The sequence below is a fragment of the Pontibacter cellulosilyticus genome, assembly GCF_014306105.1.
Lineage (GTDB): Bacteria > Bacteroidota > Bacteroidia > Cytophagales > Hymenobacteraceae > Pontibacter > Pontibacter cellulosilyticus.
The window spans coordinates 201,834-227,907 of sequence record NZ_JACRVF010000001.1 but is presented as its reverse complement, the minus strand read 5'-3'; the positions used below and the strand labels follow the sequence as shown (position 1 = coordinate 227,907).

Here is a 26,074-nt window from a genome sequence, read left to right as displayed (position 1 = left end):
ATGCAACTTACTACAGTAGAACCATATAAGCCTGTCAACCATATCCGTATCGTGACAGCCGCTTCTCTTTTCGATGGCCACGATGCTTCGATAAACATCATGCGTCGTATCATTCAGGCCTCCGGAGCAGAAGTCATACATTTGGGCCATAACCGCTCTGTGCAGGAGATAGTGGACTGCGCGATTCAGGAAGATGCGCAAGCTATTGCCATTACTTCTTACCAGGGTGGGCACCTGGAGTACTTCAAGTATATGTACGACTTGCTGAACGAGCGCGGCTGCGGACATATCTGCATCTTCGGTGGCGGTGGCGGTGTTATACTTCCGTCTGAGATCGAAGAACTGCATGGATACGGTATTGCCCGTATTTATTCTCCGGATGATGGACGTGCTATGGGCTTGCAGGGTATGATAAACGACATGCTGCAGAAGTGCGACTTCCCGACAGGCAAAGACCTGAACGGTGAAGCAAAGCACCTGCGCGACAAAGACCCTAAATCGATAGCCAGGCTTATTTCTGCTGCCGAGAATTTTCCGGAGGAGGCGCGTAGCATACTTAATGAAGTAAAAGAGCAGGCCAAAGAAGTAAAAACGCCTGTGTTGGGTATAACAGGTACAGGTGGTGCCGGTAAGTCGTCTTTAGTGGATGAACTGGTGCGCCGTTTCCTGCTGGACTTTCCTGAAAAGAAAATAGCTATCATCTCCGTAGACCCATCGAAGCGCAAAACCGGTGGTGCTTTGCTTGGTGACCGTATCCGTATGAACTCCATCTCTAACGAGAGAGTTTACATGCGCTCGCTGGCAACCCGCCAAAGCAACCTGGCCCTGAGCAAGTATGTACAGGGTGCCGTAGACATTGTAAAAGCTGCCGATTTCGACCTGATCATACTAGAGACTTCCGGTATTGGACAGTCTGACACCGAGATCATCGAGCATTCTGATATGAGCCTGTACGTGATGACGCCGGAGTACGGTGCCGCCACGCAGCTCGAGAAGATCGACATGCTGGACTTTGCCGATGTAATCGCTCTGAACAAGTTCGACAAGCGTGGCGCCCTGGATGCGATTCGTGATGTGAAGAAACAATACAAGCGCAACCACCAGTTGTGGGACGTGAACGATGACGAGATTCCGGTTTTCGGAACTATAGCATCGCAGTTCAACGATCCGGGCATGAACCGCCTTTACCGCGCTATCATGGCGAAGATCTCTGAAAAAACAGGCGTAGAGTTTGACTCTAACCTGAAGACCTCTAAAGAGATGTCGGAGAAAGTATTCATCATCCCTCCTGCCCGAACCCGCTATCTTTCTGAGATATCTGAAACTATCCGCAACTACGACAAATGGAGCAAAGACCAGGCTGAAGTAGCGCAGAAGCTGTATGGTATTAAGAAGTCTATAGAGGCAGTTCAAAATATAGAGATTGCTGATAAGGACCGTTTGGTGAAGCAATTGGAGGAAGCTTACGCGGAAGTAGAACTGAACCTGGATGGACAAAACAAGAAGATACTCGAGAACTGGAAAGACAAAGTACAGGCTTACAAGAATGAGTTCTACGTATTTAAAGTACGCGACAAAGAGCTAAAGATTAAAACACATACGGAGTCCCTTTCTCATCTGCAGATACCCAAAGTTTCTACGCCACGCTACGAAGCATGGGGTGACTTATTGAAGTGGAACCTGCAGGAAAATGTGCCGGGTGAATTCCCTTACACAGCAGGTGTTTTCCCTTTCAAGCGCGAAGGCGAAGACCCTACCCGTATGTTTGCCGGCGAAGGTGGACCGGAGCGTACCAACCGTCGTTTCCACTACGTGAGTTTAGGCATGCCAGCTAAGCGTTTGTCTACAGCATTTGACTCGGTAACACTTTACGGCGAAGACCCTGATTTCAGACCTGATATTTATGGTAAGATCGGTAACTCCGGCGTAAGCATTTGCTGCCTGGATGATGCCAAGAAATTATACTCCGGCTTTAACCTGGCCGACCCGATGACCTCGGTTTCGATGACCATCAACGGACCGGCGGCTATACTTACCGGCTTCTTCATGAATGCGGCCATTGACCAGCAATGCGAACTATATATTAAAGAGCATGGCCTGGAAGATGAGATTAATAAGAAGATCGAGGCTATCTATAAAGAGAAAGGCACAGAGCGTCCACGCTATCAAGGCGAATTGCCAAAAGGCAACGATGGCTTAGGCTTGATGCTTTTAGGCGTAACCGGCGACCAGGTACTGCCTGCTGAAGTATACGAGCCTATCAAGACCCGCACGTTAGCTGCAGTTCGTGGTACCGTGCAGGCGGACATCCTGAAAGAAGATCAGGCACAGAACACTTGTATCTTCTCCACGGAGTTCTCGCTTCGTCTGATGGGTGACGTGCAGGCATACTTTATCGACAAGAACGTACGTAACTTCTACTCAGTATCTATTTCTGGTTACCACATTGCTGAAGCCGGCGCCAACCCGATTTCGCAGCTCGCCTTTACACTTGCAAACGGCTTTACGTTTGTAGAGTATTACGTGAGCCGCGGTATGGACATTAACAAGTTTGCGCCAAACCTGAGCTTCTTCTTCTCGAACGGTATCGATCCGGAGTATGCCGTGATCGGTCGTGTGGCGCGCAGAATCTGGGCGAAGGCCATGAAGCACAAGTATAACGCGGATGCCCGTTCGCAGATGTTGAAATACCACATCCAGACATCGGGCCGGTCGCTGCATGCGCAGGAGATCGACTTCAACGACATCCGTACTACGTTGCAGGCACTTTACGCGATCTACGACAACTGTAATTCACTACACACCAACGCTTACGATGAGGCTATTACCACACCTACAGAAGCTTCTGTGCGTCGTGCGATGGCAATCCAGCTGATTATTAACCGTGAGCTGGGTCTGGCGAAAAATGAGAACCCGTTACAAGGCTCGTTCATCATCGAAGAACTAACCGACCTGGTGGAAGAAGCTGTACTGGTAGAATTTGACCGCATTACAGAGCGTGGCGGCGTGTTGGGTGCCATGGAAACTATGTACCAGCGCGGTAAGATTCAGGAAGAGAGTTTATACTACGAGACCCTGAAGCATACAGGCGAGTACCCGATCATTGGCGTGAACACTTTCCTTTCTTCGCAGGGCTCTCCTACGGTAATTCCACAAGAAGTTATCCGTGCCACTGAAGAAGAAAAGCAGTACCAGATCTCTATGCTACAGTCGCTGCACCAGCGCAATGAAGATAAGTCAGCGGAAATGCTGAAGCGCATACAGCAAGTGGCAATTAATAACGGCAACATATTCGAGGAGATGATGGAGACTGTGAAGTATTGCTCACTGGGCCAGATCACCAATGCCTTATTTGAAGTAGGCGGTCAGTACCGCAGAAACATGTAAGTAATATATATACCAAAATGCCTTTTGAAGGCGTTTCACAAAAAAGGCCGGGTTAATCAACTCGGCCTTTTTATTTTAGCCTGTTCCTGTATAACAACTAAGGGGGGCAAAAACGTATAAGGAAGACCTGAACCAACAGCCATGAAAAAGAAACAGAAAAATACGCTTCCACTATTCTTGATAGGGACTACCTTATTATTGGCAGGAGCCGTTGCATACCTCTACATGTCTACTCACTTGGAGGAGGAAGACGTAGATTTTGATTTGTATGACGAAGATTCTGAGATATACTATTAGATTAAAGTATAAAATCAGAAACAAAGAATAAGCAAAGCCCTCCGTAGTAAAACAGAGGGCTTCGCTTATTTCTCAGAATCGTAGAGAATAAATCTTTCTTATAACTAGTTCAGAATATAATTCTTGCTAATCTCACTAGCTGCACTATTCTTAGCAAAATAAATATCCTTAAAGCTTAACGTGTGCCCCTGCTCTACCCTCCTGAATATCTTGTCTGGAGTCACATCATGCAGCGAGATAAAGCCGCAGGCCTCCATTACCTCTACTGTAGACTTGATTGTAATGCCGTGGAAATTAGCTACCCGCACCCGCTTATCAGCTACATCCAAACCGCTATACAGGTTTTTATCCTGTGTGGCAATACCTGCCGGGCAACGACCCGAATCACACTGCAATGCCTGAATACAACCTAAGGCGAACATCATACCCCTGGCGCTATAGCAGATATCGGCTCCCAGCGATACCGCTTTAAGTATATCGACACCCGTAATGATCTTTCCGGCTGCTATCAGTTTAATCTCGTTACGTAGGCCATACTTTATAAGCATGTTCTGCACATAAGCCAAAGCATCGTAAAGCGGCATACCCAGACTATCAGTGAACTCCAGCGGCGCGGCTCCTGTACCGCCTTCGGCCCCATCAATTGTAATAAAATCCGGGAAGATCTGATTGTGCTTCATCTGGCGGCAGAGCTGCTCAAACTCTTCTTTGTTACCGATACACAGTTTTATACCAATTGGCTTACCTTCTGACAGCACACGCAGTTTTTGGATGAACAGCAGCAATGTGAACTGATCGCTGAAAGCGGAGTGTGCCGGAGGTGAGGCTACTGTAGTATAAGGCTCTACTTTGCGTATAGCAGCAATCTCAGGAGTGTTTTTTGCGGCCGGAAGAATACCACCGTGACCCGGCTTAGCTCCCTGCGACAGTTTTATCTCCACCATCTTTATATGCGGATGTGCTACCTGTTCCTGGAAAAGCCTTTCGGAAAAATTACCGCTTTTATCGCGGCAGCCAAAGTAACCCGTGCCAATTTGCCAGATAAGATCTCCGCCCCCTGCAATATGAAACGGACTTACACCACCCTCTCCTGTATTATGGGCAAAGTCGCCAAGTTTTGCACCGGCACTAAGGGCAGTAACTGCCGTTTTGCTGAGCGAGCCATAGCTCATAGCAGAGATGTTGTAAATACTGGCACTGTATGGCTGCTTACAGCTGCTGCTGCCCACCATTACACGCAGGTCCTCTTCCTTTACATGCACCGGAAACATAGTGTGGGCAATCCACTCAAAGCCGATCTCCTGGCTGTTTGCCTGCATCCCGAATGGCACCGTCTGGCGCACGTTTTTGGCGCGCTGGTACACAATGGAACGCTGTCTGCGGCTGAATGGCTTCCCATCCAGGTCCGACTCAAAGAAGTACTGGCGCAGTTCGGGGCGTATACTTTCGAAGAAGTAACGCAGGTAACCCAGCAGTGGGTAGTTGCGCAAAATAGTGTGGCGGTTCTGGCGAATGTTGCTCAGGTACACCAGGTGCAACGGTATAATTGCTAACAATAGCCACAGTGTTTGTCTCTCAAAAATAGAGAAAAGTAAAGTCAGCAGATAAAGCGTCGCAAAAACGTATACAAACGTTTGCCTCACGCTGATTTTTGTTGCCATGAATAAAGTTATTTGAAAAAATTATAAAGATCCTTTGCCCAGCTTTTCCGGAATTACCGTGGATTATACTTTAGGTAATTCCGGTTTAGCCGTTAAAGGCCTTCGGAGTTGTGTAGAAGTGCAGACAATAGCCATTTAGCTTATCACACAAGGATACATGATGAGAAGCAGCAACCAGGCCTGACCTTGCTGGTGCTAACAATGACAAACAAGTATAACTAAATGGCTTCATAGTCAATGTTTGTGCAAAGGTAGGACAAACTTGTACACATTTGCCATTCCTTTTGTATAATAATTCTCAATTGCACCCCAGCCCCATCACATCCACCTACCAGCATCATCAGTAGCCGAAAAACAGGCTATCGCTTTGAAAATTCGTAATTACATATCTACATTAAAAAGTATATAGATAACTATATAGCATCCTATAACCTTAGCCAAATAAACCCGTTTAAATGCAAAACCTCACCTCCTTAAAACAAGCTGTTATGAAGCATATTTCCACTATTTCGTCGCTGCTGCTATTAGGCACAACTGTTAGCCTTTTATTAAAAAAATGGTCAGTAAATCACCGTACTGCACCAGACAGTGCTGAAAGAGGTTACCAGTTATACTTATAAGCCGGATTTACACCTTTAGGGCTCATACTTTATAAGCCAGTGGAGTAAAGAATTTGTATTGCTACAATGCCTGAGGTTTGTGTTCGGGTACTTTAGGCTATGCACAAATATATAGTGTGGCTTTGATGCGATCTAAAGCCTGTCATCTCCTATGGCATTACTTCCTTTATTTAACTTTCTCAGATCTAAGTATAGCTTAGCTTCCACACATTCGTATTAAATACAGGTGGTTCAGCTCAAAATGCTTAAATTTGAGCTGAGCATTAATTGTCATACTTATTATATAAAGACGGCACAGTCCATGTGCCAAAACTTAACTATGGATTTAAAAGAAAAAATCAGCTACATCATTGGCCGCGACATGGCAGCTAACCTTAAGAAGCAAGGCATCGAGGTAGAAGCAGAGTCATTTTTAATGGGTTTTAAAGAAGCACAGGAAGGAAAACCATCTTCTTTAACTCAGAACGATGTGCAGCAGGCAATGATGGCGCTTCAGCAGGAAATGGCTGAGAAGCAAAATGCAGCCGGTGGCGAAAACAAGAAGGCCGGAGAAGCGTTTTTGGCTGAAAACAAAGATAAAGAGGGTGTAAAAACACTACCAAGCGGCCTGCAGTACATGGTGCTGAAAGAAGGTACAGGCAAATCTCCTTCTGCTTCTGACACCGTAACCACGCATTACCATGGCACACTGATCGACGGTACCACCTTCGACTCGTCTTATGAGCGTGGACAGCCTGCCACTTTCCCGGTTAACGGTGTGATCGCCGGCTGGACAGAGGCATTGCAGATGATGAAAGAAGGCGCGAAGTGGAGACTTTTCATTCCGTCTGGTCTGGCTTATGGTGCACAGGGTGCAGGCGATGTTATAGGACCAAACTCAACTTTGATTTTTGACGTGGAGCTGCTTTCAGTAAAGTAGTAAACCCAACTATAAACAAAAAGAGCAGTGCCTGGACAGCATTGCTCTTTTTGTTTATAGCAATTTATACTTTTAAGCACCCGCCTTTACACTCTTATCAAGCTCCAGCCAACGTTGTGCTGCCTCACGGTACAAAAAGTGATTTATGATCATAAAGTTATCTTCCTGTATCAGTTCATCGCCATCAAGTTCCTGCACCAACTCATGCGAAGAGCCAATTGGAAGTATAACAGCAACAAAAACATCATTTGAAACAATACGCAGCGCCTCCGGAAAGAAGTTCTTAAAAACCCAACGCTGATCGGTACGCTTTATCTTATCACGGTTATGAAAATCCAATAGCCATTTTACAGGCTTATATCGCTGCACATATTCCATTATCAAAGAATACCCCTGCCTCACTTCATTTGAGCTAACAGATCCCTCCCATTTAATTTCAAGAGTTTCTGTTTGCTCATTATAGGTAACAAACAACTTACTGTTAAGCAATGTACCTCTATCTAGCAAGGTATATGCTTTTAAAGCACTCAACTCGTAATTGTCATGTCTCACCATATGTAAAGATTCAAGTGTAACGTAAAACGTAACTCACTAAGATGCTACTACTGCAAAATCGAAAGTATCAGATTGCTTACCGCCTCCTTAGCGGGCTGCAAATATTGACAATAAATTGCTTCTAAACAAGATTAATTTAAATAATACCTTAATTTTAGCAATAATCACTATTGATTTGAAACCTAAAAACGTGAATATTAAGATATTATTTTAGACCAAATCATGACAAAATATCTTATAAGTTAAATATCTGAACAAAACATTGCACGAATCGTTCTTAAACCTGTTATAGCTCATACTAAACAACGTTAACTATGTCAGAAAACCACAACGAAGGCAAGAAGTTCTTAGACAGTGTACATCAATATTTTGATCATGCTGCAAAGTACTCCCGCCTTGACCCCGGTATTTTAGCGCAGATAAAAGCATGCAACAGTGTTTATAAAGTCTCATTCCCGGTTGAGATAGATGGTAAAATTGAGGTTATTGAGGGAATCCGAGTTCAGCACAGTCATCACAAACTCCCTTCTAAGGGTGGAATCAGATTTAGTATGCAGGTGGATGAAGATGAGGTAAAAGCACTAGCTTCACTGATGACCTTCAAATGTGCAGTAGTAGACGTGCCATTTGGCGGTGCAAAGGGGGGCGTAAAGATAAACCCACGCACCAGCTCTGTTAAAACACTGGAGAAAGTAACCCGACGTTACGCTTCGGAGCTTATCAAGAAAAACCTGATAGGTCCTGGCATTGATGTTCCAGCCCCGGATTATGGTACAGGTAGCCGTGAGATGGCATGGATAGCAGACACGTATCAGGCATTTAAGTATGGTGAAATAAGCGCCTTGGGTTGTGTTACAGGTAAGCCTGTTGGGCAGGGCGGCATCAGAGGCCGAGCCGAGGCAACCGGTTTAGGCATATACTTTGGTCTGCGCGAGGCTTTGCAGGATATAGAATTGCTTGAAGGCAGAGGCTTGGAGGGCACCACCATGGAAGGGAAAAGTATAATTGTGCAGGGACTTGGCAACGTGGGCTACCATGCAGCATACTTTTGTCAGCAGGACGGTGCCATTATAACGGGTATCGCTGAGCGCGAAGGAGGCATATATAACGCGAAGGGAATTGACATACAGGAGGCATTTAAGCACAGAAGCGAAACAGGTTCTATATTAAATTTCAAGGACTGCGAAAACATAGAAAATTCTGTTGAACTGCTGGAGCGTGAGTGCGATGTTCTGTTGCCTGCCGCTTTGGAGAACCAGATACACGAAGGCAATGCTGCTAACATAAAAGCCAAGATTATTGCAGAAGGTGCCAACGGACCAGTTACACGCGAGGCAGAAGAAATCTTGTTAAAGAACAGGATCGTTATACTTCCGGACCTGTACCTGAACGCAGGTGGGGTAACTGTCTCTTATTTTGAGTGGCTTAAAAACCTCTCAAATGTTCGTTTTGGACGCATGGGAAAACGAGCAGAAGAGGCAAGCTATCGAAAACTGGTGAACGCTATCGAGACATCGTCCGGTAAAACCATGACGGCTACTGAACGGGCACTGCTCATACAAGGCTCTGATGAAATTAACTTGGTAAGATCTGGCTTGGAGGATACGATGATCAACGCGTATCATGAAATACGGGATGTGATGAAGAAACAGAACATCCCAGACCTGCGAACTGCAGCGTTTTTGACAGCAATAGAGAAAATAGGCGTAAGCTATGAGTCGTTAGGTATCTTCCCTTGATATAGAGCAAAGCCGAAAAGAATAGAGGTCAGGAACGAAGTATTTCCTGGCCTTTTTTAGTATATACCAGCCAGTGCATTGCCTCCTGAAAGCTTGTGAAGTAATTAAATTGAATAAAGTCTTGTCCTAAGGTAAACTCTGGCTGCTGATAATTTGTAACGATTGCTTTAAAGTGTTCATCAGAAAACACAACTGCTGCAATTATACTTGTGTTGATGATAGTAAAAACATTTGGATAATACTCCTGCATTAGCCATGCCTCCTGCTCTCTGTTTAATGGCCCAATGGCAGTAAGATCAGTACAAAAAGAGGTTACCAGGCAAACATCCTGCACGTACTGCAAAGCAGCTGAATATGCATCCTTAAGCTGTTTTATTGATGGGCTCCTTCTCCAGTTAATCAGCAGAATGTCAGTTGTTACGTTATGCGTGATGAAAACGTAAGGTGTATCCTTTATCACCATGTGGCTTCAGGTTTTCAATGTTTCTGACACGAAAGGTACTTAGTATAGTTAAATAAAACAAATACCTAAAAAGGAGTATTATTACTTCACTTAAAAGCTTATATTCTACATTGGAATTGGATATTTTTATAACAAAACCTATCCTATTGATCCTATTAATTTCTTATTTTAATCTAAATATGATTTAATATATATAGTAAAGTTTCTGTTGAAAAGCATTAGATAGACTTGACTTGTTTGATGAAGCATTTAAAGCAAAACAGCCAGCAATATTGCTGGCTGTTTTGCTTTAAATTTTAGAAGTATAATGTATGTTAAGATCTGCCTATTTCTAACCACTTGGCGTAAATCTGTTGCTGCTCCTTAGTTGGGTTATCAATCTGCTCTAAACGGTAGCGCACATTATTATCCTTCAACATAGGTATTTCCAGCATCATCAGTTTGCCATCTCTTGTGATCATCAGCTCCAGCTTATCTCCTACCTCACGGCCATTCACGTACTGGTTAACGTCTTCACCCACACGGAAACCATCTACTGCAATTATCTCGTCATTCACATTTAAACCAGCCTCATAAGCGCTGGTGCCACGCGTTATAGAGCGAACCATTACTTTGCCGTCTGACATAGCCGTGGTGGCTCCCCAACTAGCATTTTCCGAACCTTTGTTCAGATTAATCAGTTCAAGACCAGCCGCTTTAAAATATTCGTTGTAGTCAGGACTTTTAGTGCCGTTAATATAGTCTCTGAAAAAAGCGTCCATGTTAGTTCCTGCAATTTTTTCTACAGCTTCTTTAAATTCATTCTCTGTGTAGCCCCTGTTCAGCTTTTTGTAGTAACGATCATACATATAACGCATTACATCGTCCAAGCTCTTCTTTCCGCCGGTCTTCTTCATGATCTCCATGTTTAATAAATGGCCCATCACGCCGCCTTTTGTATAGTAAGAAACTTCTGCGTTACTGGAGTTTTCGTTACGGCGATAGTATTTGATCCAAGCATCATAGCTAGACTCTGCCACTGTCTGTACTTTATTGCCAGGTGTGTTTTCTACTGAGTTGATAGTTCCGGCTACAATGTCCAGGTAACGCTGCGGAGAGGTAAAGCCAGCGCGGCGGACAATTAGGTCATCATAGTAGCTTGTGATACCCTCTGAAACCCACAAGAGACTGGTGTAATTTTCCTGGTTGTAATCAAATGGGCCAAGCGGCTGCGGACGCAGGCGCTTTACGTTCCATAAGTGAAAGTATTCATGTGCAACCAAGCTCATAAAGCCATTATAGCCACTTTCTGTTCCGTAGTTCCAGCGGGAAGTTTGCAGGGTAGTAGAGTTCAGGTGTTCCAATCCGCCGCCGCCGCGCTGCAGGTTATGCACTATAAATACGTAGCGGTCTACAGGCAACTCTCCCATAATAGAGATAGATTCTTCCACAACGCGCTTCATGTCCTGCATCAGCGTTTCTGGGTTATAGTTACCTTCACCATACATGGCCACCTCATGCGGCACACCAGCTGCTGTAAAAGTATATACTTCGTGATTTCCTATTTCTAGCGGCGAATCGGCTAGGATATCATAGTTGGGAAAGGAATAGGTAAACTTATCTGTACTCTTCAGGCCGGTAGATACTTTGTCCCAGTTGGCGTATGGTTTAACCACCAGGCTGCCGGCTAAATTCTGATAGCCCTCGGGGTACATAAATACACTGGTTCCGTTTACGTAACCATGAGAGGCATCCAGGAAGCTGGTTCGTACACTCATTTCAAAAGCATACACATCATAGGACGCCTTGATCAGGTTCGCTTTGTCGGCGTAAACACGCCAGGTGTTCTTGTCGATTTTCTCAGTGCGCAGCGCCTTGCCATTTTTATCCGTTGCGTTAAAATTCTCCACGTTTTTGGCGAACTCCCGCACCAGGTAAGAGCCCGGTGCCCACACCGGCATGGTAAAGTCTACATATTTTTTTTGAACTCCCGATAACTCTGCTTCTACTTTAAAGTAGTGCGTATGTGGCTCAGGCATTGAGAGCGTATACTTTATATCAGCTGCATAAACAGCGTTTCCGCTGCAAAGTATAAAAAGAGATAGTAATAAAAATAGAAATTTGAATTGCTTGTTTTTGAGCATAGGGTAGGATTATAGATTAGTTAAAGCTACGGCATTTTACAACAAAAACCGTGCTTCTCCAAATCCTTAACCTATTTTGATGTTACAACACTATATATTAGCCGTAGCAACTGAGTCCATTGCCAACCACTCTAAAGCTTTAGCGGTAGTATCAAACATACTCAAAATAATAAAAGAGTTGTAAGTTTTCAATCCAGTCTCTCCTGCCTCAAATAAAAGCTGCTTATAGCAACTCTCAGACAGCAAAAAGGCAATATAATTATCCGCACCCAAGCTGCTCATCATCTTAGGATACAGGCAATTCTGTAGCCACGCCTCCTCTTCCTCATTTAAAGCACCGATTAGTTTTATATCAAAAAGCCAACGCTTGATGTTATACTTTTCGGCGTACCATAGCGCTCTTACCATCCCCTCTTTAAACTCATCTGCCCGAAGCCGCTTTAAGCAAGTCAAAACTAAAAGCCCTTTGCCACGATCGCAGCTCACCTGCATTGAGTCTGAAAAATAAATAAACATATTCTCACCTATTAACGTCACAAAATTATAACTTAAATAATATTAACTATAATTTTAATGACTATATAAGTCCATTTAAGATAACTATTTGTGTAAGCAGCAAGATTCTGGTGGTAAACTAGCTTTAACATAAGGTAAACTAATTATAGCATCATAACTGTTGTTTATACTAGGTGAAATAAAGTATCGGCTTATAGACAATTAAATATAAAACAATTGTGGCACGATATTTTTACTACAACACGAGAAAACAAACCTATACTTATGAAAAAGAACTTAATAGCAATATTAATACCTGTGGTTGTTTTGGTCGTACTTTTCTGGACGAGCGCCTTTTATACTTTGATACCAGAGACTGAGCATAAAACCACTGAAGAAAGAATACCTGTTGTTGATGGGGTAATGACGGTGAATAATGCAAAAGCTTCGGCCACAGATTATAATACTACTTCTGTAACTAATAAATCAACCCTTGGAACAGGCAAGCAAATCACTGATTTCGCACTTTCTCTGTTGGGTAGCCCTTATGTGTATGCTGGTATGAGCCCAGACGGCTTCGACTGTTCAGGTTTTATAACTTATGTTTTCGATAGGTATAATGTTAATCTGCCGCACTCTTCTAAAATGCAGGCTGATGAGGGCGTGCAGGTTGCAAAGCATGAAGCCCAAACCGGAGACTTGGTTATTTTTACGGGCACTAACCCTGAAGTGCGTGAGCCTGGGCATGTTGGAATCGTGCTATCTGCACCCGGCGATACCATTGAATTCGTTCACTCTTCCTCTAATGGCGGTGTTAAGATAAGCAAAGTACAAGGCACACGCTACGACATCCGTTTCCTTGAAGTAAGAAGAGTACTTTAAGTGGCTCTTTTAAAGCGACAAGTATAACACTTGTCGCTTTTACCGTACATAAGATAAAACTGTTTTGTCTTATATATATTATGGTACATCCTTACGTCATTAATACGCTGAATGCGGTTATACTTATTGTTCTGGGTTTGATTGTATACTTTGCAAATCCGATAAGGCCTAATGCCGCACTCATTGTGCCATTTCTGGGTATTCTTTTACTCGCCTGTACCTATCACCTCCGTAAGCACAACCGTTTTGTTTTCCATACGGTTACGGCACTTACGCTTCTGGTTAGTGTGGTTGTATTTGCACGCATAGACCCCGAATCGTTTGATTGGAACTTGCGCAACACGATGCTGATGCTGATGGGGTTGAGTTGCTTTGTTGCCGTAGCCTTCTATGTAGCTACTTTTGTGCGGGAGAGACGTCTTCGTAACAATACTATTTATAAAGACGACCTGTAAGGTATAAAATAGAAACACCTGGTGCAGCCCGTCAAGATGCACCAGGTGTTTCAGAATCCCTCAACTTCAGAGTAAGCGATGTACTGTTTTTCAGTATCACCATCCTAAAAAGAATCAGAGGTAACGTCGCTAGCTGCGCAAGCAGTAGCTATACTGCTTACTAAGCCTGCTCACCTTTAGAGTGAACAATATTACCTAGGCTTACTAAGACGACCGATGGATTAGACATAGCACCTCCTTTCTCTTTAGTCAAACATAGATCCTGCCGTTTGCCGGCTAATACCGGCCCCTGTTACAGGACTGTAGCACTCGCTACTATACTTTAAAGATAAAAGAACGCTTAAAAGTTCACAAGGTTTTAGCCATTTTTTTGCACTATTCTCCTCACAGCTGCTAATACACTTTTAACCAATAAATTACATTTATGGGCTGCTAAAAGAAAATTTAGATTGTACTCGTTTTCACACTATTTAACAGTATTCTAAACCATTTCTGAAAATAATTTGTCTGCCAATTGAAGTATAAGCTAAACTGCTGTGCCGGCATTATTTATCATACCATTGCGCTTGTTTGCTTTATTTTACTTATATTTCGTTGGATAATACACCTTAACCTTATTAGCAGAAATGAAAAAGCATCTTCTCACTCTTGTAGTGCTCATGTTATTTGGAACATGCGCGTGGGCCCAAAAAATGTCACCTGTGGGCGTTTGGACGAATGAGGACGGCAAAGCCAAATTCGAGATTTACAAATGCAGCGGCGACAAGCTTTGCGGAAAAATTATTTCGCTCCGTGAGCCAAACCGCAATGGCAAACCTAAAATGGACGACAACAATCCTACTAAATCACTGCGTAACAGACCTTTACTAGGACTAGAGTTCTTAAAAGGGTTTGAGTATGAAGGAGACAATAAGTGGGACGATGGCACGATCTATGACCCAGAAAGCGGCAAGACTTATTCCTGCTATATGAAGATGGTAGGTAAAGATAAATTAGAGGTGAAAGGCTATATCGGCATTTCTTTGATTGGTAGAGCACAGACCTGGACTAGAGTAGACGGATCGGCTTCTACAAAATAAAATCACAGCATTTACGAAAAGACAAAGGGTAGCAGATCTGCTACCCTTTGTCTTTTTCAACCCTTTACCATACCTATAACTGACAAGGTATTATAAAGGTTATACTTAAGTTAGCTTATCTGTAGTATTTTATACTCTTTGTCCCGAAAACTGAAAGTTTCGCCGGCTGTTTTACCAGACATAGCCTTGAAAATAGGCGACATTCCAGAGATAGCAAAGAAAGATTCTCCGTCAACCTTAATCTCGCCCAGACTTACCCCAATAAAGTAATTTTGTAGCTCCGTATGCACCACAGCTCCCAAGGACACATCATGGTTTGACTTGGTAGCATTTATGCGGCGCAGCACAGCCATTGTAGAAATTAACTCGTCCAGCTGCCGCGCATACATGTCCCGCTGTATCTGGCAATTTTCTCTAAATGACTCAAATTTGTCTTCCATGGCTCCATCGTGTTCGTTCGCACTGTTTTGTGCATCGTCCATGGCCTCTTTAGCAGCATTTATCTGCATGTTCAGCATCTGAATACTCTCGTGGAGCAGGCGCTTCTTTGTTTCTAGTTCATGTGTAAGCATTTCCATAGTCTAGTCTGCCTTAATAGGAAAATTTTATTTCTCTGCCGGCTTCATGCCGGTTTTAAACTTTATTTAGTTGTACTTTGTGGTAAGGAGAAATCTTAAAAAGGAATCAACGCTCATAAAACTATTTAATGGAAATTATGTTTATGAGTAAATTATCAAATGCCGTTTAACGAGTTTTTTCACCGTTTGTTTAGTTTCGGAAAAGCAACGCATTCGTGCAGCAATTTACATCGCTCCGAAAGCTTTTGGTCAGCCTACAAAAAGTGGGCTGCATCTAACGCATACCATACCCTAACTAAACTTTTTTTCGATGCTTATCACTACCAGAAGTCTCATATTAAGCCTTCTCCTTTCCGAGTACAGTTAATTGAAGAGTCAAACGTACAAGGTGCCATTCTATTTTATGACCCTAACATCAGCCCTCAAGATTTCTCCTTCCTCTTTGAGCTGATTAATGAGCGGGTACAGCAAATTGGGTATAAACAACATAGCTCAGACATCAGAAAGGTGTGCCACGTACGCTATAAAGAACAAATTGAGCGCCATGTTCTAATACCACCCGCCTCTGATGTGCCCGGAACTGATCTATGCAATCAGCTTTACGGCATCATCCACATCGACAGCGTATTCGTAAACAAGCTACCGGGCTATATCCGATTTGTTGCCAACACGTATACCGATACATACTTTAGCAAGCCCCTCCCATTCATGGAGTTGATTAAAGTAGTGCTGCAACCTGAAGAATACACCGGAAAAGCCAGTAATTAAACCATATACCAGGCACCTTTTATTCACAGTTTAATATCAGGTAGTCTTTTTTAAATGTCATTTCTTTTAAATACATTTAGTAATATAATATATGATCTACCTATAATGTTGTGCACATGAAACTACGTTTGCTGCTGCTTGCGTTTGCTTTTTTAATCTGCGCCAACACCTATGCCACCCACATAGTTGGAGGTGAGTTTGAGTTAAAGCATATTATCAATTATAACTACAGGCTTACCCTTAACTTATACTTTGATGATGTGAACGGTAGCCCCGGTGCTCTTGACCAAACGGTTACAGTTAACTTTTTCGAAAAGGGCACCAATCGTCTCATGCTCACCCAGGTAATGCCCTTCCGCTCCAGAACCCCTGTTAATTATACCAATATTGAGTGTACCGTTGCCAGCCTTAAAACCAGCAAAATTGTATACTTCGAAAATATCTTTCTTGATCCGAACCGGTTTAACAGCCCTGCAGGCTACTACGTAACTTGGGAGCGTTGCTGCCGAAACCGCACGATAAACAATATACTCCAACCAGAAAACGCTGCACAGACATTTTACATGGAGTTTCCGCCGGTAGTAAAGAACGGAGTAGCTTTCCGAAACTCCTCTCCTATACTTTTCCCGCCGCTAAGCGATTATGCCTGCGTAAACGAGCTTTTCTATTTCGATTTTAACGGCACCGACCCTGATGGCGACTCCATTGTTTATGACATGGTAACGCCACTAAACGGCTACACCACACCTGGTATGCCTGTGTATACTACTACACCCAAACCAGAGCCTTACCCACCTGTAAACTGGCTACCCGGCTATAGTACAACCGTACAGGTGCAGGGCTCACCGCCTATGAACATCAATCGGCAGACTGGGCAGTTAACCATGCGACCTTCTCAGAAAGGGCTTTTCGTTTTCGGCATCAGGGCGCAGGAGTTTAGGAATGGACAGAAAATTGGTGAGGTGCGCCGCGATTTCCAGGTACTTGTACTCGACTGCCCTAAAAACCAGACACCTGTAGTAACGGCCCGCGAACAGGGCAAAACAACAAATTATAACCAAGGCGAGGTTTTGCGTATCGGAGCCAATGGTAACCGATGCATTGATGTGCTTTTCACTGATCCGGATATACAGGAGTTTGTGGAGCTGCGTGCACGCCCGGTAAACTTCTCGAACCAAAACTTTACCCTACAGGGTGTAACTAGCGGTACCATTAACCAGGGCACCACAACCAACCAGACTTTAAAGGCTACTCTTTGTTTTGACGAGTGTTTTGATACAGAAGGCAAAGTATACCAGATGGACCTGATCGTGCGCGATGATGGTTGCAGCCTGCCAAGGCAGGACACAGTAAGGCTAAGCTTTGTGATTGAGCCAATACCTAACGTACCTCCTACTGTTTCGCTTTCAACAACACAGCGGGTATTCAATGTAAAGAACGGAGATATACTTACGTTCGACGCACTTGGTTTTGATGCAGACAACGACAATATTACCATTACAGCTGCCGGCCAGAATTTTAACCTGAACACCCAGAACATAACCTTTCAGCAGAAGACAGCAGCAGGCCAGGTAAGTTCCCCATTCAGGTGGGCTATAGATTGTAAAGCGTTGCAGGAGTCTTACAAAATTGACTTTACTGTAAATACCACCGTCTGCGGAAAAACCGTTAGTCGCACAGAAACTATAGAGGTACGCCCTGACAACATTAACAATGTGCCTACTCTTACCACCGACAAGCAGGTAAGGGTGTTTAACCTGGTGGCAGGAGAACCTTTTGAAGCAAAGCTGTTTGGCAATGACATTGACATGAATGGATTAGCCTTACAGGCAGCAGGCCAGGGATTTAATTTGGCAGACCTAGGAATGACGTTTAGCAGCACAGGCGGTCAGGGCACAGCAGAAGGCACCTTTAAATGGGTAGCCAACTGCACAAAAGAGCCGGAAAGCATCAGAAGGGTAACTTTTACCTTGAAAGAAACAGCCTGTGCTCCTTCTCCGGATCAACAAATGGTTTTTGAGTTCAGGATAACAGCACCAAACAATGCGCCTACTTTCACAACAGACAAAAATGTTCTTGTGTTTGACCTAGGGCTGAACGAACCCTTTGAAGCGAAGCTTTTTGGCCGCGACATAGACCTGAACTCTCTGACAATGAATGCCAGTGGAGAAGGCTTTACCTTAGAAGAACTGGGCATGGCCTTTAAGGCTACAAACGGGAATGGAACAGCTGACGGCACCTTCACTTGGACAGCAAATTGCCTTGGCGCGGAGAAAGGCGTAGTTCGGGTAACATTTAACCTAAACGAGCAGGCCTGCCAGCCGGCTCCGGACCAGCAGATAACCATGGAGTTCCGCGTAAAAGTGCCGGTTATTTCGGATTATGTGCCAGCCAACATTTTTACACCAAACGGCGACGGCTTAAACGATTTCTTCGAGATACCTGCCCTACCAACAGATTTTTGTACAGCACAATTTGCCAGCATCAAAATATTTAACCGTTGGGGCAAGGAAGTATACGTCAGCACCAGCAACACTTTTAAGTGGGACGGCAAAGGCGTTAACGATGGTGTATACTTCTATGTGATCGACTATAAAACCACCACTTATAAAGGATCTGTTACGTTGGTACGCTAAAGGTATTACATGCTAACTATAAAGAGAGCGGCCATACTTTAAATCAAGTATGGCCGCTCTCTTTATATATCTTATGTAAAAGTTTATTCTACATTTATATTAAGCCATGAAAAGAAACACGATGTAAAGTCCTATCCATAAAAAGTCCATAAAGTTCCAGTAGCTGCGCAGCATGGACAGCTGCAGGCTGCGGTAAGGATCACGTATAAAAATTAGGCTACGGACACCGTCTGCTGCAACATGTGCCGTCTTAAAGAACAGAAACGAAAGAAATATAAGGCCGCCAAGCAAATGAAGGATATGCAGGGCTGAAATTAAGTATAAATAAGTGCCGGAGGCTTTACCTGTAAAATAAACGCCAGATCGCGTCATCTCATTCCAGCCTAAAAGTTGCGCCACAATAAAAAGTACACCTAAGCCTAGCGTGATACCCAAGTAGCGCGTCATGCGGTTTAGTTTATCCTTGCGGTAAATTTTGGGTACTTTGCTGATCGTGTAGCTACTAAACAAGAGCAATAGTGTACTGATGCTGAAAAACCTCGGTAATTCAAAGTTCTGATTCTGGAAGCCTCCTGTCCTAGCGAACGCTACTACCAAAATAAAGAACAAAACCCCTATCCCGATCATACTCAGGAACAACAACACCCGAATGGGGTGCATTTTCTCCATTTTTCTGAAAGCGGAGAGTTGCTTCGGGTTTACTTTATTTTTTTTATCAGGATCCATTTGATACTTCCAACTACTGCTTTGGCAAGCTACTATGCCAGGGGAAAAATTATGTAATCATGGTTAGTACTTTATACCGCACCTCATGAAGTATAGTTTTGTATTTATATCAATTAATTTAATACCTATCGTATAATCAGAGCTCTTTCTTCTCCATCTCCTTTTTCATTGAGCAAAATCTGCGCTGGTGGCAGCCTTTACATACTGAATGTCGTCGGCACGATTACCTTTCTGTGACAGAATTCGTTATAAGATTACACGATAGCGATCATTATATGCCAACAACTATACTTTATAACATCCTACTGCTCCTCTTGTTCACGTTTTCATTTTCCAAAAGCCAAGCACAGACCAGAGCAAACTACACCAGCGATAACAGAGTAACTGTTACACTCTATGGCGTTACCCAACCTTATACATTCACCTCAGATGAGATGTTGGTGCGCTATAATAACACTACCCAGAAACTAGAGTGCATTATAAATATAGCTACCCTGCTTCCCGCCAACGACTCTACACCGCCTACTATGGCCTACGATGTATTTTTTGGCGCTAAGTATCCCGACCTGCTCATGTACATTGATGCTCCTGTAGAGAAGATAAACGGCAGCAATTTATTCCCTGGTAACATAAATAAGACAACTACAATTAACCTGCAGGGAGTAGCTAACCAAACCAGAATACCACTGGCACTGGCAGCAGACAGGAATGCCATCGTATTTAATTCCAGCTTCGATTTGTGGCTCGACAATTTTTCAGCGAGTGTGCCTGTGCAATATTTCAGCCTGCTTACGGGGCGGGTATTAATTACCATAAACAATGCTAAATGGGTAGGTTTTGATATACGATAAATAAAGATGCTGATATCCGAACACCCTTACTTGCCTACCATGCCACCTAAAACCCACTCACCTTTTACTTACCTGCAACTACTAGCGTTGCTTGTAGCGTTGTATTTGGGTACACCCCATGTTTATGCACAAAAGGTAGCACTTGTTTTTAGCGGCGGAGGCGCCAAAGGTATAGCCCATGTCGGTGTCTTAAAGGCTCTGGAAGAACATAATATCCCGGTAGACTATGTAGTAGGCACCTCCATGGGAGGCGTAGTGAGCGGACTTTATGCAGCCGGCTACTCTCCCACCGAAATTGAGTACCTCTTTAATACCAAAGAATTTCAGGACTGGGCCCGTGGCCGCACAGAGGATACCTATACTTACAATTATGCCTCACCAGAGATCAGCCCTTCGTTCCTGCACCTGAACTTGTCCCTGGATTCTACTTTCCAGATGCACCTCAACTCCAGCTTAGCTAACGGTGCATCGCTGAACTTTGCTTTTGCCCAACTTCTGGCACAGCCTTCTGCCAAAGCCAAGTATTATTTCGACAAACTGATGGTACCCTTCCGTAGTATGGCATCCGATATATACACGCAACAGCAGGTAGTGCTTAGCAAAGGCCAGTTAGCAGATGCCGTACGCGCTACTATGACTGTTCCCTTGGTATTCAGGCCCATCAGGATTGAGCGGAGAAAGCTGTATGATGGTGGCTTGTATAACAACTTTCCGGTAGATGTGGCTAGAAGCGAATTTAAACCGGATGTGGTGATTGGAGTAAACGTTTCGCCTAAAACTTACAATGAATACCCCTACGGCAAAGACGATTTTGACCTGCCCCAAACATTATACTATGCCATGCTCTCGAACAGCGACTCTACTGCCCTTGGCCGGAAAGATATATACCTGCAGCCAAACACCGGCAATCTGACGGCTTTAGATTTTGGTGAGGTAAAAACGCTCTTCGATGCCGGCTACAATGCTGCCATAGAGAAAATGGATGAGATTAAAAGGAAGATTGGACGGCGTGTAACACCAGAGCAGATTGCAGCTAAACGGGAAGATTTCAGAAAAGACTTCACTGTTTTAACCTTTGAAGACATCAACGTTTCAGGCATCACAGAGGCACAGAGTGCGTATGTTCGTAAGTTTTTCAGGAAAGAGGGTGATGTGTTTACCATGCAAGAGATAAAGCAGGGTTACTTCAGACTAGCAGCTGTGGAGAGCTTCCGCAGCATCTATCCTTCTATAGTATACAACCCGGAATCTAAGAACTATGAGTTTAACCTGGACATGGAACACGATGAAGCCTTGAAACTATCAATTGGGGGTGTTTTGGCCTCCAGGCCGATCGATAACATTTATGCCGGGTTTGACTATAGCCTGCTGCGCAAGAAGCTCTATACTTTCTCTAGCAGCTTTAACACCGGACGATTCTACCAGGCCGCCAAGGCTCGCATCCGGGTAGATGTTCCTGCGCGTTTCCCATACTACCTGGAGCCATCTTTCATGTACAACAACTGGAGCTACCTCTCTACAAAAGGCTTCCTGTTAGACCGGGATAAACTTCCGTTTATAGAACAATCGGACAGAAACTATAACCTGAGCCTTGGCTTTACAAATACTTATAAAGGAAAACTGGTGCTGCATGCCGGCTACATCCAAACCATTGACCGCTACAGCAACCGTCTGGAAATCCTCAGTACAGACACCCTGGACAAAACGAACTTTAATGCCTTTACGACGGGCATCACGTTTAAAAAAGGGCATCTAAACCGGAAGCAGTTTGCCTCATCAGGAAGTATGCTTACCGCTACTGTCAACTACTACAACGGCCGCGAAACACTGCGTCCAGGCTCTACCAGTACCATCGAAAACAAACAGAGCAGCGAACGGGAATGGTACAAGTTGAAGGCTACTTACGAAAGATATTTTGGAGAGCAGAAGCACCGGATCGGTTATCTACTTGAGGCAGTCGCCTCTAACCAACCCTTCTTTCAAAACTACCGGTCCACACTGACATCGGCCGCAGCATTTACGCCTCTCCCAGACAGCAAAACGCTTTTTCTGGACAGGTACCGGAGCCACCAATACCTGGCAGGCGGAGTTAAGTACATCTACCTGTTCAGCCAACGATTAGAGGGCAGATTTGAAGGTTACGCCTTCCAACCGTACAAGCCTATACTTCAGAACCAGGAGCAGCAAGCATACTATGGAGATCTGTTGCAGGGCACTTCTTTTATTGGCAGCACCAGTATGGTATACCATAGCATTATCGGCCCGGCCGCTATCAGTCTGAATTACTATGGCAAAACAGCTAAAGAATGGGGACTGCTCTTCCACATCGGTTACATCATCTTCCAGAACAGAGCCTTAGACTAGGTGTATAAGTAAGAAAACCCAGCATTATTTATACTTTAACAGTATATACATAATACTTTGATATAAAGCACACTATACATATCATAATCATAAAAGCAACGTTAACCATACAGGGTCACCTTTTGAACGCCTGAACCGCGTATACAATTTGTAAAAACCTTCACACACAAGCTGTAGCACAACATTTATTACACACTTGTTACACTCAAACAAAGTTTAAGCTTACCCAAAATAGTTCTCAACAGGCTGCCCTCTATAGCTTCTTCAGGCAAAGAACTTATAACTCATCCTTAATTTTATTATAACAAACTATTGAACATATACTTATATTCTTAACTTAAATGAATACTTAAATCATTTATCATCTCCTATCAGTTTCTCCTAAGTATAAATTCACCTCTTCCTGTCCTAATAAACGCCTCTATAAAACATGTGTAATCCTCTTCTCAGATACTTAACCATGTTACTTCAATCTATTTATGTATATTTATCCTTGTAAAAAGCCGAAAAAGCAACCATGAAAAAAACCATCTTTGGCGCATTTGCTATAGTAGCACTTGTAGCCTGCAACCAAACTAAACCAACCGAAACCACTGAGCCAACTGCCTCTACAGCATCGGCAGAAACAGGCAACACCTATGGGGCCTCTTTTGCCGCAGAGAATGTGGTAAGCCCGGCAGAGTTACAGACACAGGTACAAGGCAAAGACTCTGTGGAGGCTGTTGTCAGCACCGAGATTGTGGAGAGCTGCCAGTCAAAAGGATGCTGGATGGATGTGAAACTGGCTGATAACAGCACCATGAAAGTTACTTTCCGAGACTATGGATTTTTCTTACCTGTTGAGGACCTGAAAGGCCGCACCGTAATTTTTAAAGGCACGGCCAAACGCGAAGTTATTTCAGTGGATGACCAGCGCCACTACGCCCAGGATGCAGGTAAATCGAAAGAAGAGATCGCAGCCATTACGCAGCCTAAAGAAGAGCTTCGGTTTGTTGCGGATGGTGTGATTCTAAAATAAAGTATAAAGTGAACCATACTCTGGCAGGCTCCCTTGTGGAGCCTGTTTTGTTTGCTGCTATTATACTTGACTGAGGTAAAAATCAAGTCTGATTTTATAAATCTCTTTCCTATTTTTACCAAAGAATAAACTGACTAATAATGGCCCTAGAGAAAGAACCTGCTCAGGAGATAAAAGAGCTTACACACCGCATAAATTACCTTAATTACCAATATTACCAGAACAGCGTTTCTGAGATATCTGACTTTGAGTTCGATGGCATGTTAAAGCGGCTTCAGGACCTGGAGGACCAGCACCCAGAGCTGCGCGAGCCCAACTCCCCTACCCAGCGCGTGGGTGGTACTATCACCAAAAGCTTTAAAACAGTACATCACCGCTACCCGATGCTCTCTTTGAGCAATACTTACTCCGAAGAAGACCTACGCGAGTTCGACAAGCGTGTACGCAAAGCTGTTGGCGATAATGTAGAGTATGTGTGCGAGCAGAAGTTTGATGGGGTTGCCATCAGCCTTACCTACGAAAATGGCCAGTTTGTGCAGGGCGCCACCCGTGGCGACGGCACCCGCGGCGACGATATCTCTGCCAACGTAAGAACCATCCGCGACATTCCGCTACAAGTACATGGCAAGGATTATCCGGGCCTCTTTGAAGTGCGCGGCGAAGTGTTTTTACCCTTACAGGTGTTTGAGGAGCTGAACGCTGAACGTGAAGAAGCCGGAGAGCAATTATTGGCTAATCCGCGCAACGCGGCATCCGGCACACTAAAGCTGCAGGATTCATCGGTGGTGGCAAGCCGTAAGCTTGGCTGCTTTTCTTATAGCTTCCATTGCGACAAGAGCCCTTTCCAGACGCACTCCGAAAGCTTGCAGGCTATTGGCAAGTGGGGTTTTAAAGTATCGGATACCTGGCGCAAGTGCGACTCTATTGAAGATGTACTGGCTTACATAAATGAATGGGAAACCCGCCGATTTGAGTTACCTATCGCCACCGATGGTGTGGTAGTAAAAGTAAACAGCTACGGCCTGCAGGAGGAGCTTGGCTTCACGGCCAAAAGTCCACGCTGGGCCATTGCCTATAAATACCCTGCCATGAGCGCCGCTACCAAATTACAGGGCATACAATACCAGGTGGGCAGAACCGGCGCCGTTACGCCTGTGGCACTGCTGGAGCCTGTGCTGCTAGCTGGCACTGTAGTAAAAAGAGCATCAGTACACAACGCAAACGAGATCCAGCGTCTGGACCTGCGCCTGGGCGACACTGTATTTGTAGAGAAAGGCGGTGAAATAATACCTAAGATTACAGAAGTAGACTTTAGCAAACGCCCTGCCGACAGCCAGCCTATACTTTACCCTACTAATTGCCCTGCCTGTGGGACGGAGCTGGTGCGCTCTGAAGGTGAGGCAAATTTCTACTGTCCGAACGAAAAAGGCTGTGCACCTCAGATTCAGGCAAAACTCGAGCACTTTATCAGCCGCAAGGCCATGAACATTGATGAACTGGGCCCTAAAACCATTGAGCAGCTATACAAAGCCGGTTATGTACAAAACGCAGCCGATCTATACGACCTGACGCTGGATCAGTTGGCTGGCCTGGAACGTATGGGCGAGAAATCTGCCAGCAACATACTTAAAAGCCTGGAAAAATCGAAAGAGGTGGCTTATGATCGTGTGCTGTTTGCCCTAGGCATTCGTTTTGTTGGCAGCACCGTGGCTAAAAAACTGGCAGAGCACCTGCCCGATATCGTTGCCCTGCGAGGCGCCAGCTACGAAGATCTGGTAGCCATAAACGAAATAGGCGACCGCATTGCCAACTCGATACTGGAGTACTTCCAGGACCCGGAGCATGTGCAGCTTGTGGATCGCCTGCAGGCAGCAGGTTTGAAATTTAAATCAGAGACAACGCCACTGGAAATGGAAAGCGACAGGTTGTCCGGGCAAACATTTGTGATCTCTGGTGTATTTGAAAGTATAAGCCGTGAAGAGCTGCAGCAACTGATAGCCAGCCACGGCGGAAAAGTAGTCTCTTCTATCTCAGCAAAACTGAACTACTTGGTAGCCGGAGATAAAATGGGACCTGCTAAACTGGAGAAGGCAAACAAGCTTGGCATCAGAATTCTGTCAGAAGATGAATTCCTGCAGATGATCAGGTAAATTTATACTTCCGCATACTTAAAAAGAAGACGCCAGGCTGCAAAACAGCCTGGCGTCACTCATCTTAAACAAACAAACATGAATTAGAATCAGCTTTGCACTCTTCAGAAGAGGTAAGTTAGGTAGTAGTCTCCTCCCCCTGCGAGTGCAGGTACAGCTAAACTATATTTTTCATAGTTTTATTCTGACTTGTATACAAAGCAATTGAAATAATCTGCTTAAAAAAATATACTATACCAACACCGCCAAAGTATAGACGAAGCTGGCTATCCGCCTGACTTTTGCACTAGATTCGAGCTGAAGTTGAG

Annotated in this window: 20 protein-coding genes; 13 read left to right on the top strand and 7 right to left on the bottom strand. The window is 44.3% G+C overall.

What is annotated here, in order from left to right:
- Both H8S84_RS00930 and H8S84_RS00925 read left to right on the top strand, forming a co-directional pair.
- Nucleotides 1–3,387 carry a methylmalonyl-CoA mutase family protein gene (locus tag H8S84_RS00930; protein WP_187065399.1) on the top strand — a complete coding sequence of 1,129 codons (3,387 nt, stop codon included), beginning with the start codon at nucleotides 1–3 and terminating at the stop codon, nucleotides 3,385–3,387.
- 141 nt (nucleotides 3,388–3,528) lie between these two features.
- A complete protein-coding gene (locus H8S84_RS00925) occupies nucleotides 3,529–3,684 on the top strand; it encodes a hypothetical protein (RefSeq protein ID WP_187065398.1) in 156 nt (51 codons plus the stop codon).
- A gap of 104 nt (nucleotides 3,685–3,788) precedes the next feature.
- On the opposite strand, the gene H8S84_RS00920 is transcribed toward H8S84_RS00925, so the two are convergent.
- Nucleotides 3,789–5,345, bottom strand: coding sequence for an FMN-binding glutamate synthase family protein (locus tag H8S84_RS00920; protein ID WP_187065397.1), 1,557 nt, complete (start codon nucleotides 5,343–5,345; stop codon nucleotides 3,789–3,791).
- Nucleotides 5,346–6,284: 939 nt separating this feature from the next.
- Here H8S84_RS00920 and H8S84_RS00915 point away from each other — a divergent pair.
- The gene (locus H8S84_RS00915) at nucleotides 6,285–6,884 is read left to right on the top strand and encodes an FKBP-type peptidyl-prolyl cis-trans isomerase (protein WP_187065396.1); all 600 of its coding nucleotides are present in this window, start codon (nucleotides 6,285–6,287) and stop codon (nucleotides 6,882–6,884) included.
- A gap of 72 nt (nucleotides 6,885–6,956) precedes the next feature.
- Here H8S84_RS00915 and H8S84_RS00910 read toward each other — a convergent pair whose 3' ends face one another.
- Complete coding sequence (locus tag H8S84_RS00910) at nucleotides 6,957–7,391, bottom strand: hypothetical protein (protein WP_230407008.1); 435 nt, start codon at nucleotides 7,389–7,391, stop codon at nucleotides 6,957–6,959.
- A gap of 362 nt (nucleotides 7,392–7,753) precedes the next feature.
- Here H8S84_RS00910 and H8S84_RS00905 point away from each other — a divergent pair, with 362 nt between their 5' ends.
- Nucleotides 7,754–9,178 (top strand): Glu/Leu/Phe/Val family dehydrogenase, encoded by a 1,425-nt coding sequence (locus H8S84_RS00905; RefSeq protein ID WP_187065394.1) that lies wholly within the window; start codon nucleotides 7,754–7,756, stop codon nucleotides 9,176–9,178.
- 28 nt (nucleotides 9,179–9,206) lie between these two features.
- On the opposite strand, the gene H8S84_RS00900 is transcribed toward H8S84_RS00905, so the two are convergent.
- The 3 genes from H8S84_RS00900 to H8S84_RS00890 all read right to left on the bottom strand — a co-directional run bounded on the left by H8S84_RS00900 (nucleotide 9,207) and on the right by H8S84_RS00890 (nucleotide 12,301).
- Nucleotides 9,207–9,641 carry a hypothetical protein gene (locus tag H8S84_RS00900; RefSeq protein WP_187065393.1) on the bottom strand — a complete coding sequence of 145 codons (435 nt, stop codon included), beginning with the start codon at nucleotides 9,639–9,641 and terminating at the stop codon, nucleotides 9,207–9,209.
- 314 nt (nucleotides 9,642–9,955) lie between these two features.
- Nucleotides 9,956–11,764: a M61 family metallopeptidase gene (locus tag H8S84_RS00895; RefSeq protein ID WP_187065392.1), complete on the bottom strand. Its 1,809-nt coding sequence runs from the start codon at nucleotides 11,762–11,764 to the stop codon at nucleotides 9,956–9,958.
- 90 nt (nucleotides 11,765–11,854) lie between these two features.
- Entirely contained in the window at nucleotides 11,855–12,301 is a 447-nt protein-coding gene (locus tag H8S84_RS00890; RefSeq protein ID WP_187065391.1) for a hypothetical protein, read from the bottom strand.
- 243 nt (nucleotides 12,302–12,544) lie between these two features.
- On the opposite strand from H8S84_RS00890, the gene H8S84_RS00885 reads away from it, so the two are divergent.
- The 3 genes from H8S84_RS00885 to H8S84_RS00875 all read left to right on the top strand — a co-directional run bounded on the left by H8S84_RS00885 (nucleotide 12,545) and on the right by H8S84_RS00875 (nucleotide 14,675).
- Nucleotides 12,545–13,141: a C40 family peptidase gene (locus tag H8S84_RS00885; protein WP_187065390.1), complete on the top strand. Its 597-nt coding sequence runs from the start codon at nucleotides 12,545–12,547 to the stop codon at nucleotides 13,139–13,141.
- An 80-nt stretch (nucleotides 13,142–13,221) separates the two neighbouring features.
- A complete protein-coding gene (locus tag H8S84_RS00880; protein WP_187065389.1) occupies nucleotides 13,222–13,596 on the top strand; it encodes a hypothetical protein in 375 nt (124 codons plus the stop codon).
- A 626-nt stretch (nucleotides 13,597–14,222) separates the two neighbouring features.
- On the top strand, nucleotides 14,223–14,675 hold the full coding sequence (locus H8S84_RS00875; protein ID WP_187065388.1) for a DUF2147 domain-containing protein: 453 nt from the start codon (nucleotides 14,223–14,225) through the stop codon (nucleotides 14,673–14,675).
- A 110-nt stretch (nucleotides 14,676–14,785) separates the two neighbouring features.
- On the opposite strand, the gene H8S84_RS00870 is transcribed toward H8S84_RS00875, so the two are convergent.
- Nucleotides 14,786–15,253 (bottom strand): hypothetical protein, encoded by a 468-nt coding sequence (locus H8S84_RS00870; RefSeq protein WP_187065387.1) that lies wholly within the window; start codon nucleotides 15,251–15,253, stop codon nucleotides 14,786–14,788.
- Nucleotides 15,254–15,412: 159 nt separating this feature from the next.
- Here H8S84_RS00870 and H8S84_RS00865 point away from each other — a divergent pair, with 159 nt between their 5' ends.
- Complete coding sequence (locus H8S84_RS00865) at nucleotides 15,413–16,021, top strand: hypothetical protein (protein ID WP_187065386.1); 609 nt, start codon at nucleotides 15,413–15,415, stop codon at nucleotides 16,019–16,021.
- A 116-nt stretch (nucleotides 16,022–16,137) separates the two neighbouring features.
- On the top strand, nucleotides 16,138–18,657 hold the full coding sequence (locus tag H8S84_RS00860) for a gliding motility-associated C-terminal domain-containing protein (RefSeq protein WP_187065385.1): 2,520 nt from the start codon (nucleotides 16,138–16,140) through the stop codon (nucleotides 18,655–18,657).
- 99 nt (nucleotides 18,658–18,756) lie between these two features.
- Here H8S84_RS00860 and H8S84_RS00855 read toward each other — a convergent pair whose 3' ends face one another.
- Nucleotides 18,757–19,383, bottom strand: coding sequence for a cytochrome c oxidase subunit 3 (locus H8S84_RS00855; protein ID WP_230407006.1), 627 nt, complete (start codon nucleotides 19,381–19,383; stop codon nucleotides 18,757–18,759).
- A gap of 275 nt (nucleotides 19,384–19,658) precedes the next feature.
- Between H8S84_RS00855 and H8S84_RS00850 the strand changes: the two genes are divergently transcribed.
- The 4 genes from H8S84_RS00850 (at nucleotide 19,659) to ligA (ending at nucleotide 25,766) form a co-directional block, all read left to right on the top strand.
- On the top strand, nucleotides 19,659–20,234 hold the full coding sequence (locus H8S84_RS00850) for a hypothetical protein (RefSeq protein WP_187065384.1): 576 nt from the start codon (nucleotides 19,659–19,661) through the stop codon (nucleotides 20,232–20,234).
- Between the two features lie 39 nt (nucleotides 20,235–20,273).
- A complete protein-coding gene (locus H8S84_RS00845) occupies nucleotides 20,274–22,598 on the top strand; it encodes a patatin-like phospholipase family protein (protein ID WP_187065383.1) in 2,325 nt (774 codons plus the stop codon).
- A 517-nt stretch (nucleotides 22,599–23,115) separates the two neighbouring features.
- On the top strand, nucleotides 23,116–23,616 hold the full coding sequence (locus tag H8S84_RS00840) for a DUF4920 domain-containing protein (protein ID WP_187065382.1): 501 nt from the start codon (nucleotides 23,116–23,118) through the stop codon (nucleotides 23,614–23,616).
- A 140-nt stretch (nucleotides 23,617–23,756) separates the two neighbouring features.
- The gene (ligA, locus tag H8S84_RS00835; protein WP_187065381.1) at nucleotides 23,757–25,766 is read left to right on the top strand and encodes an NAD-dependent DNA ligase LigA; all 2,010 of its coding nucleotides are present in this window, start codon (nucleotides 23,757–23,759) and stop codon (nucleotides 25,764–25,766) included.
- Nucleotides 25,767–26,074 lie beyond the last annotated feature (308 nt).

Excerpts from the sequence above, each read along its gene's own strand:
- H8S84_RS00930 (WP_187065399.1), top strand. The coding sequence starts at position 1 with ATGCAACTTACTACAGTAGAACCATATAAGCCTGTCAACCATATCCGT.
- H8S84_RS00925 (WP_187065398.1), top strand. The coding sequence starts at position 3,529 with ATGAAAAAGAAACAGAAAAATACGCTTCCACTATTCTTGATAGGGACT.
- H8S84_RS00920 (WP_187065397.1), bottom strand. The coding sequence starts at position 5,345 with ATGGCAACAAAAATCAGCGTGAGGCAAACGTTTGTATACGTTTTTGCG.
- H8S84_RS00915 (WP_187065396.1), top strand. The coding sequence starts at position 6,285 with ATGGATTTAAAAGAAAAAATCAGCTACATCATTGGCCGCGACATGGCA.
- H8S84_RS00905 (WP_187065394.1), top strand. The coding sequence starts at position 7,754 with ATGTCAGAAAACCACAACGAAGGCAAGAAGTTCTTAGACAGTGTACAT.
- H8S84_RS00900 (WP_187065393.1), bottom strand. The coding sequence starts at position 9,641 with ATGGTGATAAAGGATACACCTTACGTTTTCATCACGCATAACGTAACA.
- H8S84_RS00895 (WP_187065392.1), bottom strand. The coding sequence starts at position 11,764 with ATGCTCAAAAACAAGCAATTCAAATTTCTATTTTTATTACTATCTCTT.
- H8S84_RS00885 (WP_187065390.1), top strand. The coding sequence starts at position 12,545 with ATGAAAAAGAACTTAATAGCAATATTAATACCTGTGGTTGTTTTGGTC.
- H8S84_RS00880 (WP_187065389.1), top strand. The coding sequence starts at position 13,222 with ATGGTACATCCTTACGTCATTAATACGCTGAATGCGGTTATACTTATT.
- H8S84_RS00875 (WP_187065388.1), top strand. The coding sequence starts at position 14,223 with ATGAAAAAGCATCTTCTCACTCTTGTAGTGCTCATGTTATTTGGAACA.
- H8S84_RS00870 (WP_187065387.1), bottom strand. The coding sequence starts at position 15,253 with ATGGAAATGCTTACACATGAACTAGAAACAAAGAAGCGCCTGCTCCAC.
- H8S84_RS00865 (WP_187065386.1), top strand. The coding sequence starts at position 15,413 with ATGCCGTTTAACGAGTTTTTTCACCGTTTGTTTAGTTTCGGAAAAGCA.
- H8S84_RS00860 (WP_187065385.1), top strand. The coding sequence starts at position 16,138 with ATGAAACTACGTTTGCTGCTGCTTGCGTTTGCTTTTTTAATCTGCGCC.
- H8S84_RS00855 (WP_230407006.1), bottom strand. The coding sequence starts at position 19,383 with ATGGATCCTGATAAAAAAAATAAAGTAAACCCGAAGCAACTCTCCGCT.
- H8S84_RS00850 (WP_187065384.1), top strand. The coding sequence starts at position 19,659 with ATGCCAACAACTATACTTTATAACATCCTACTGCTCCTCTTGTTCACG.
- H8S84_RS00845 (WP_187065383.1), top strand. The coding sequence starts at position 20,274 with ATGCCACCTAAAACCCACTCACCTTTTACTTACCTGCAACTACTAGCG.
- H8S84_RS00840 (WP_187065382.1), top strand. The coding sequence starts at position 23,116 with ATGAAAAAAACCATCTTTGGCGCATTTGCTATAGTAGCACTTGTAGCC.
- ligA (WP_187065381.1), top strand. The coding sequence starts at position 23,757 with ATGGCCCTAGAGAAAGAACCTGCTCAGGAGATAAAAGAGCTTACACAC.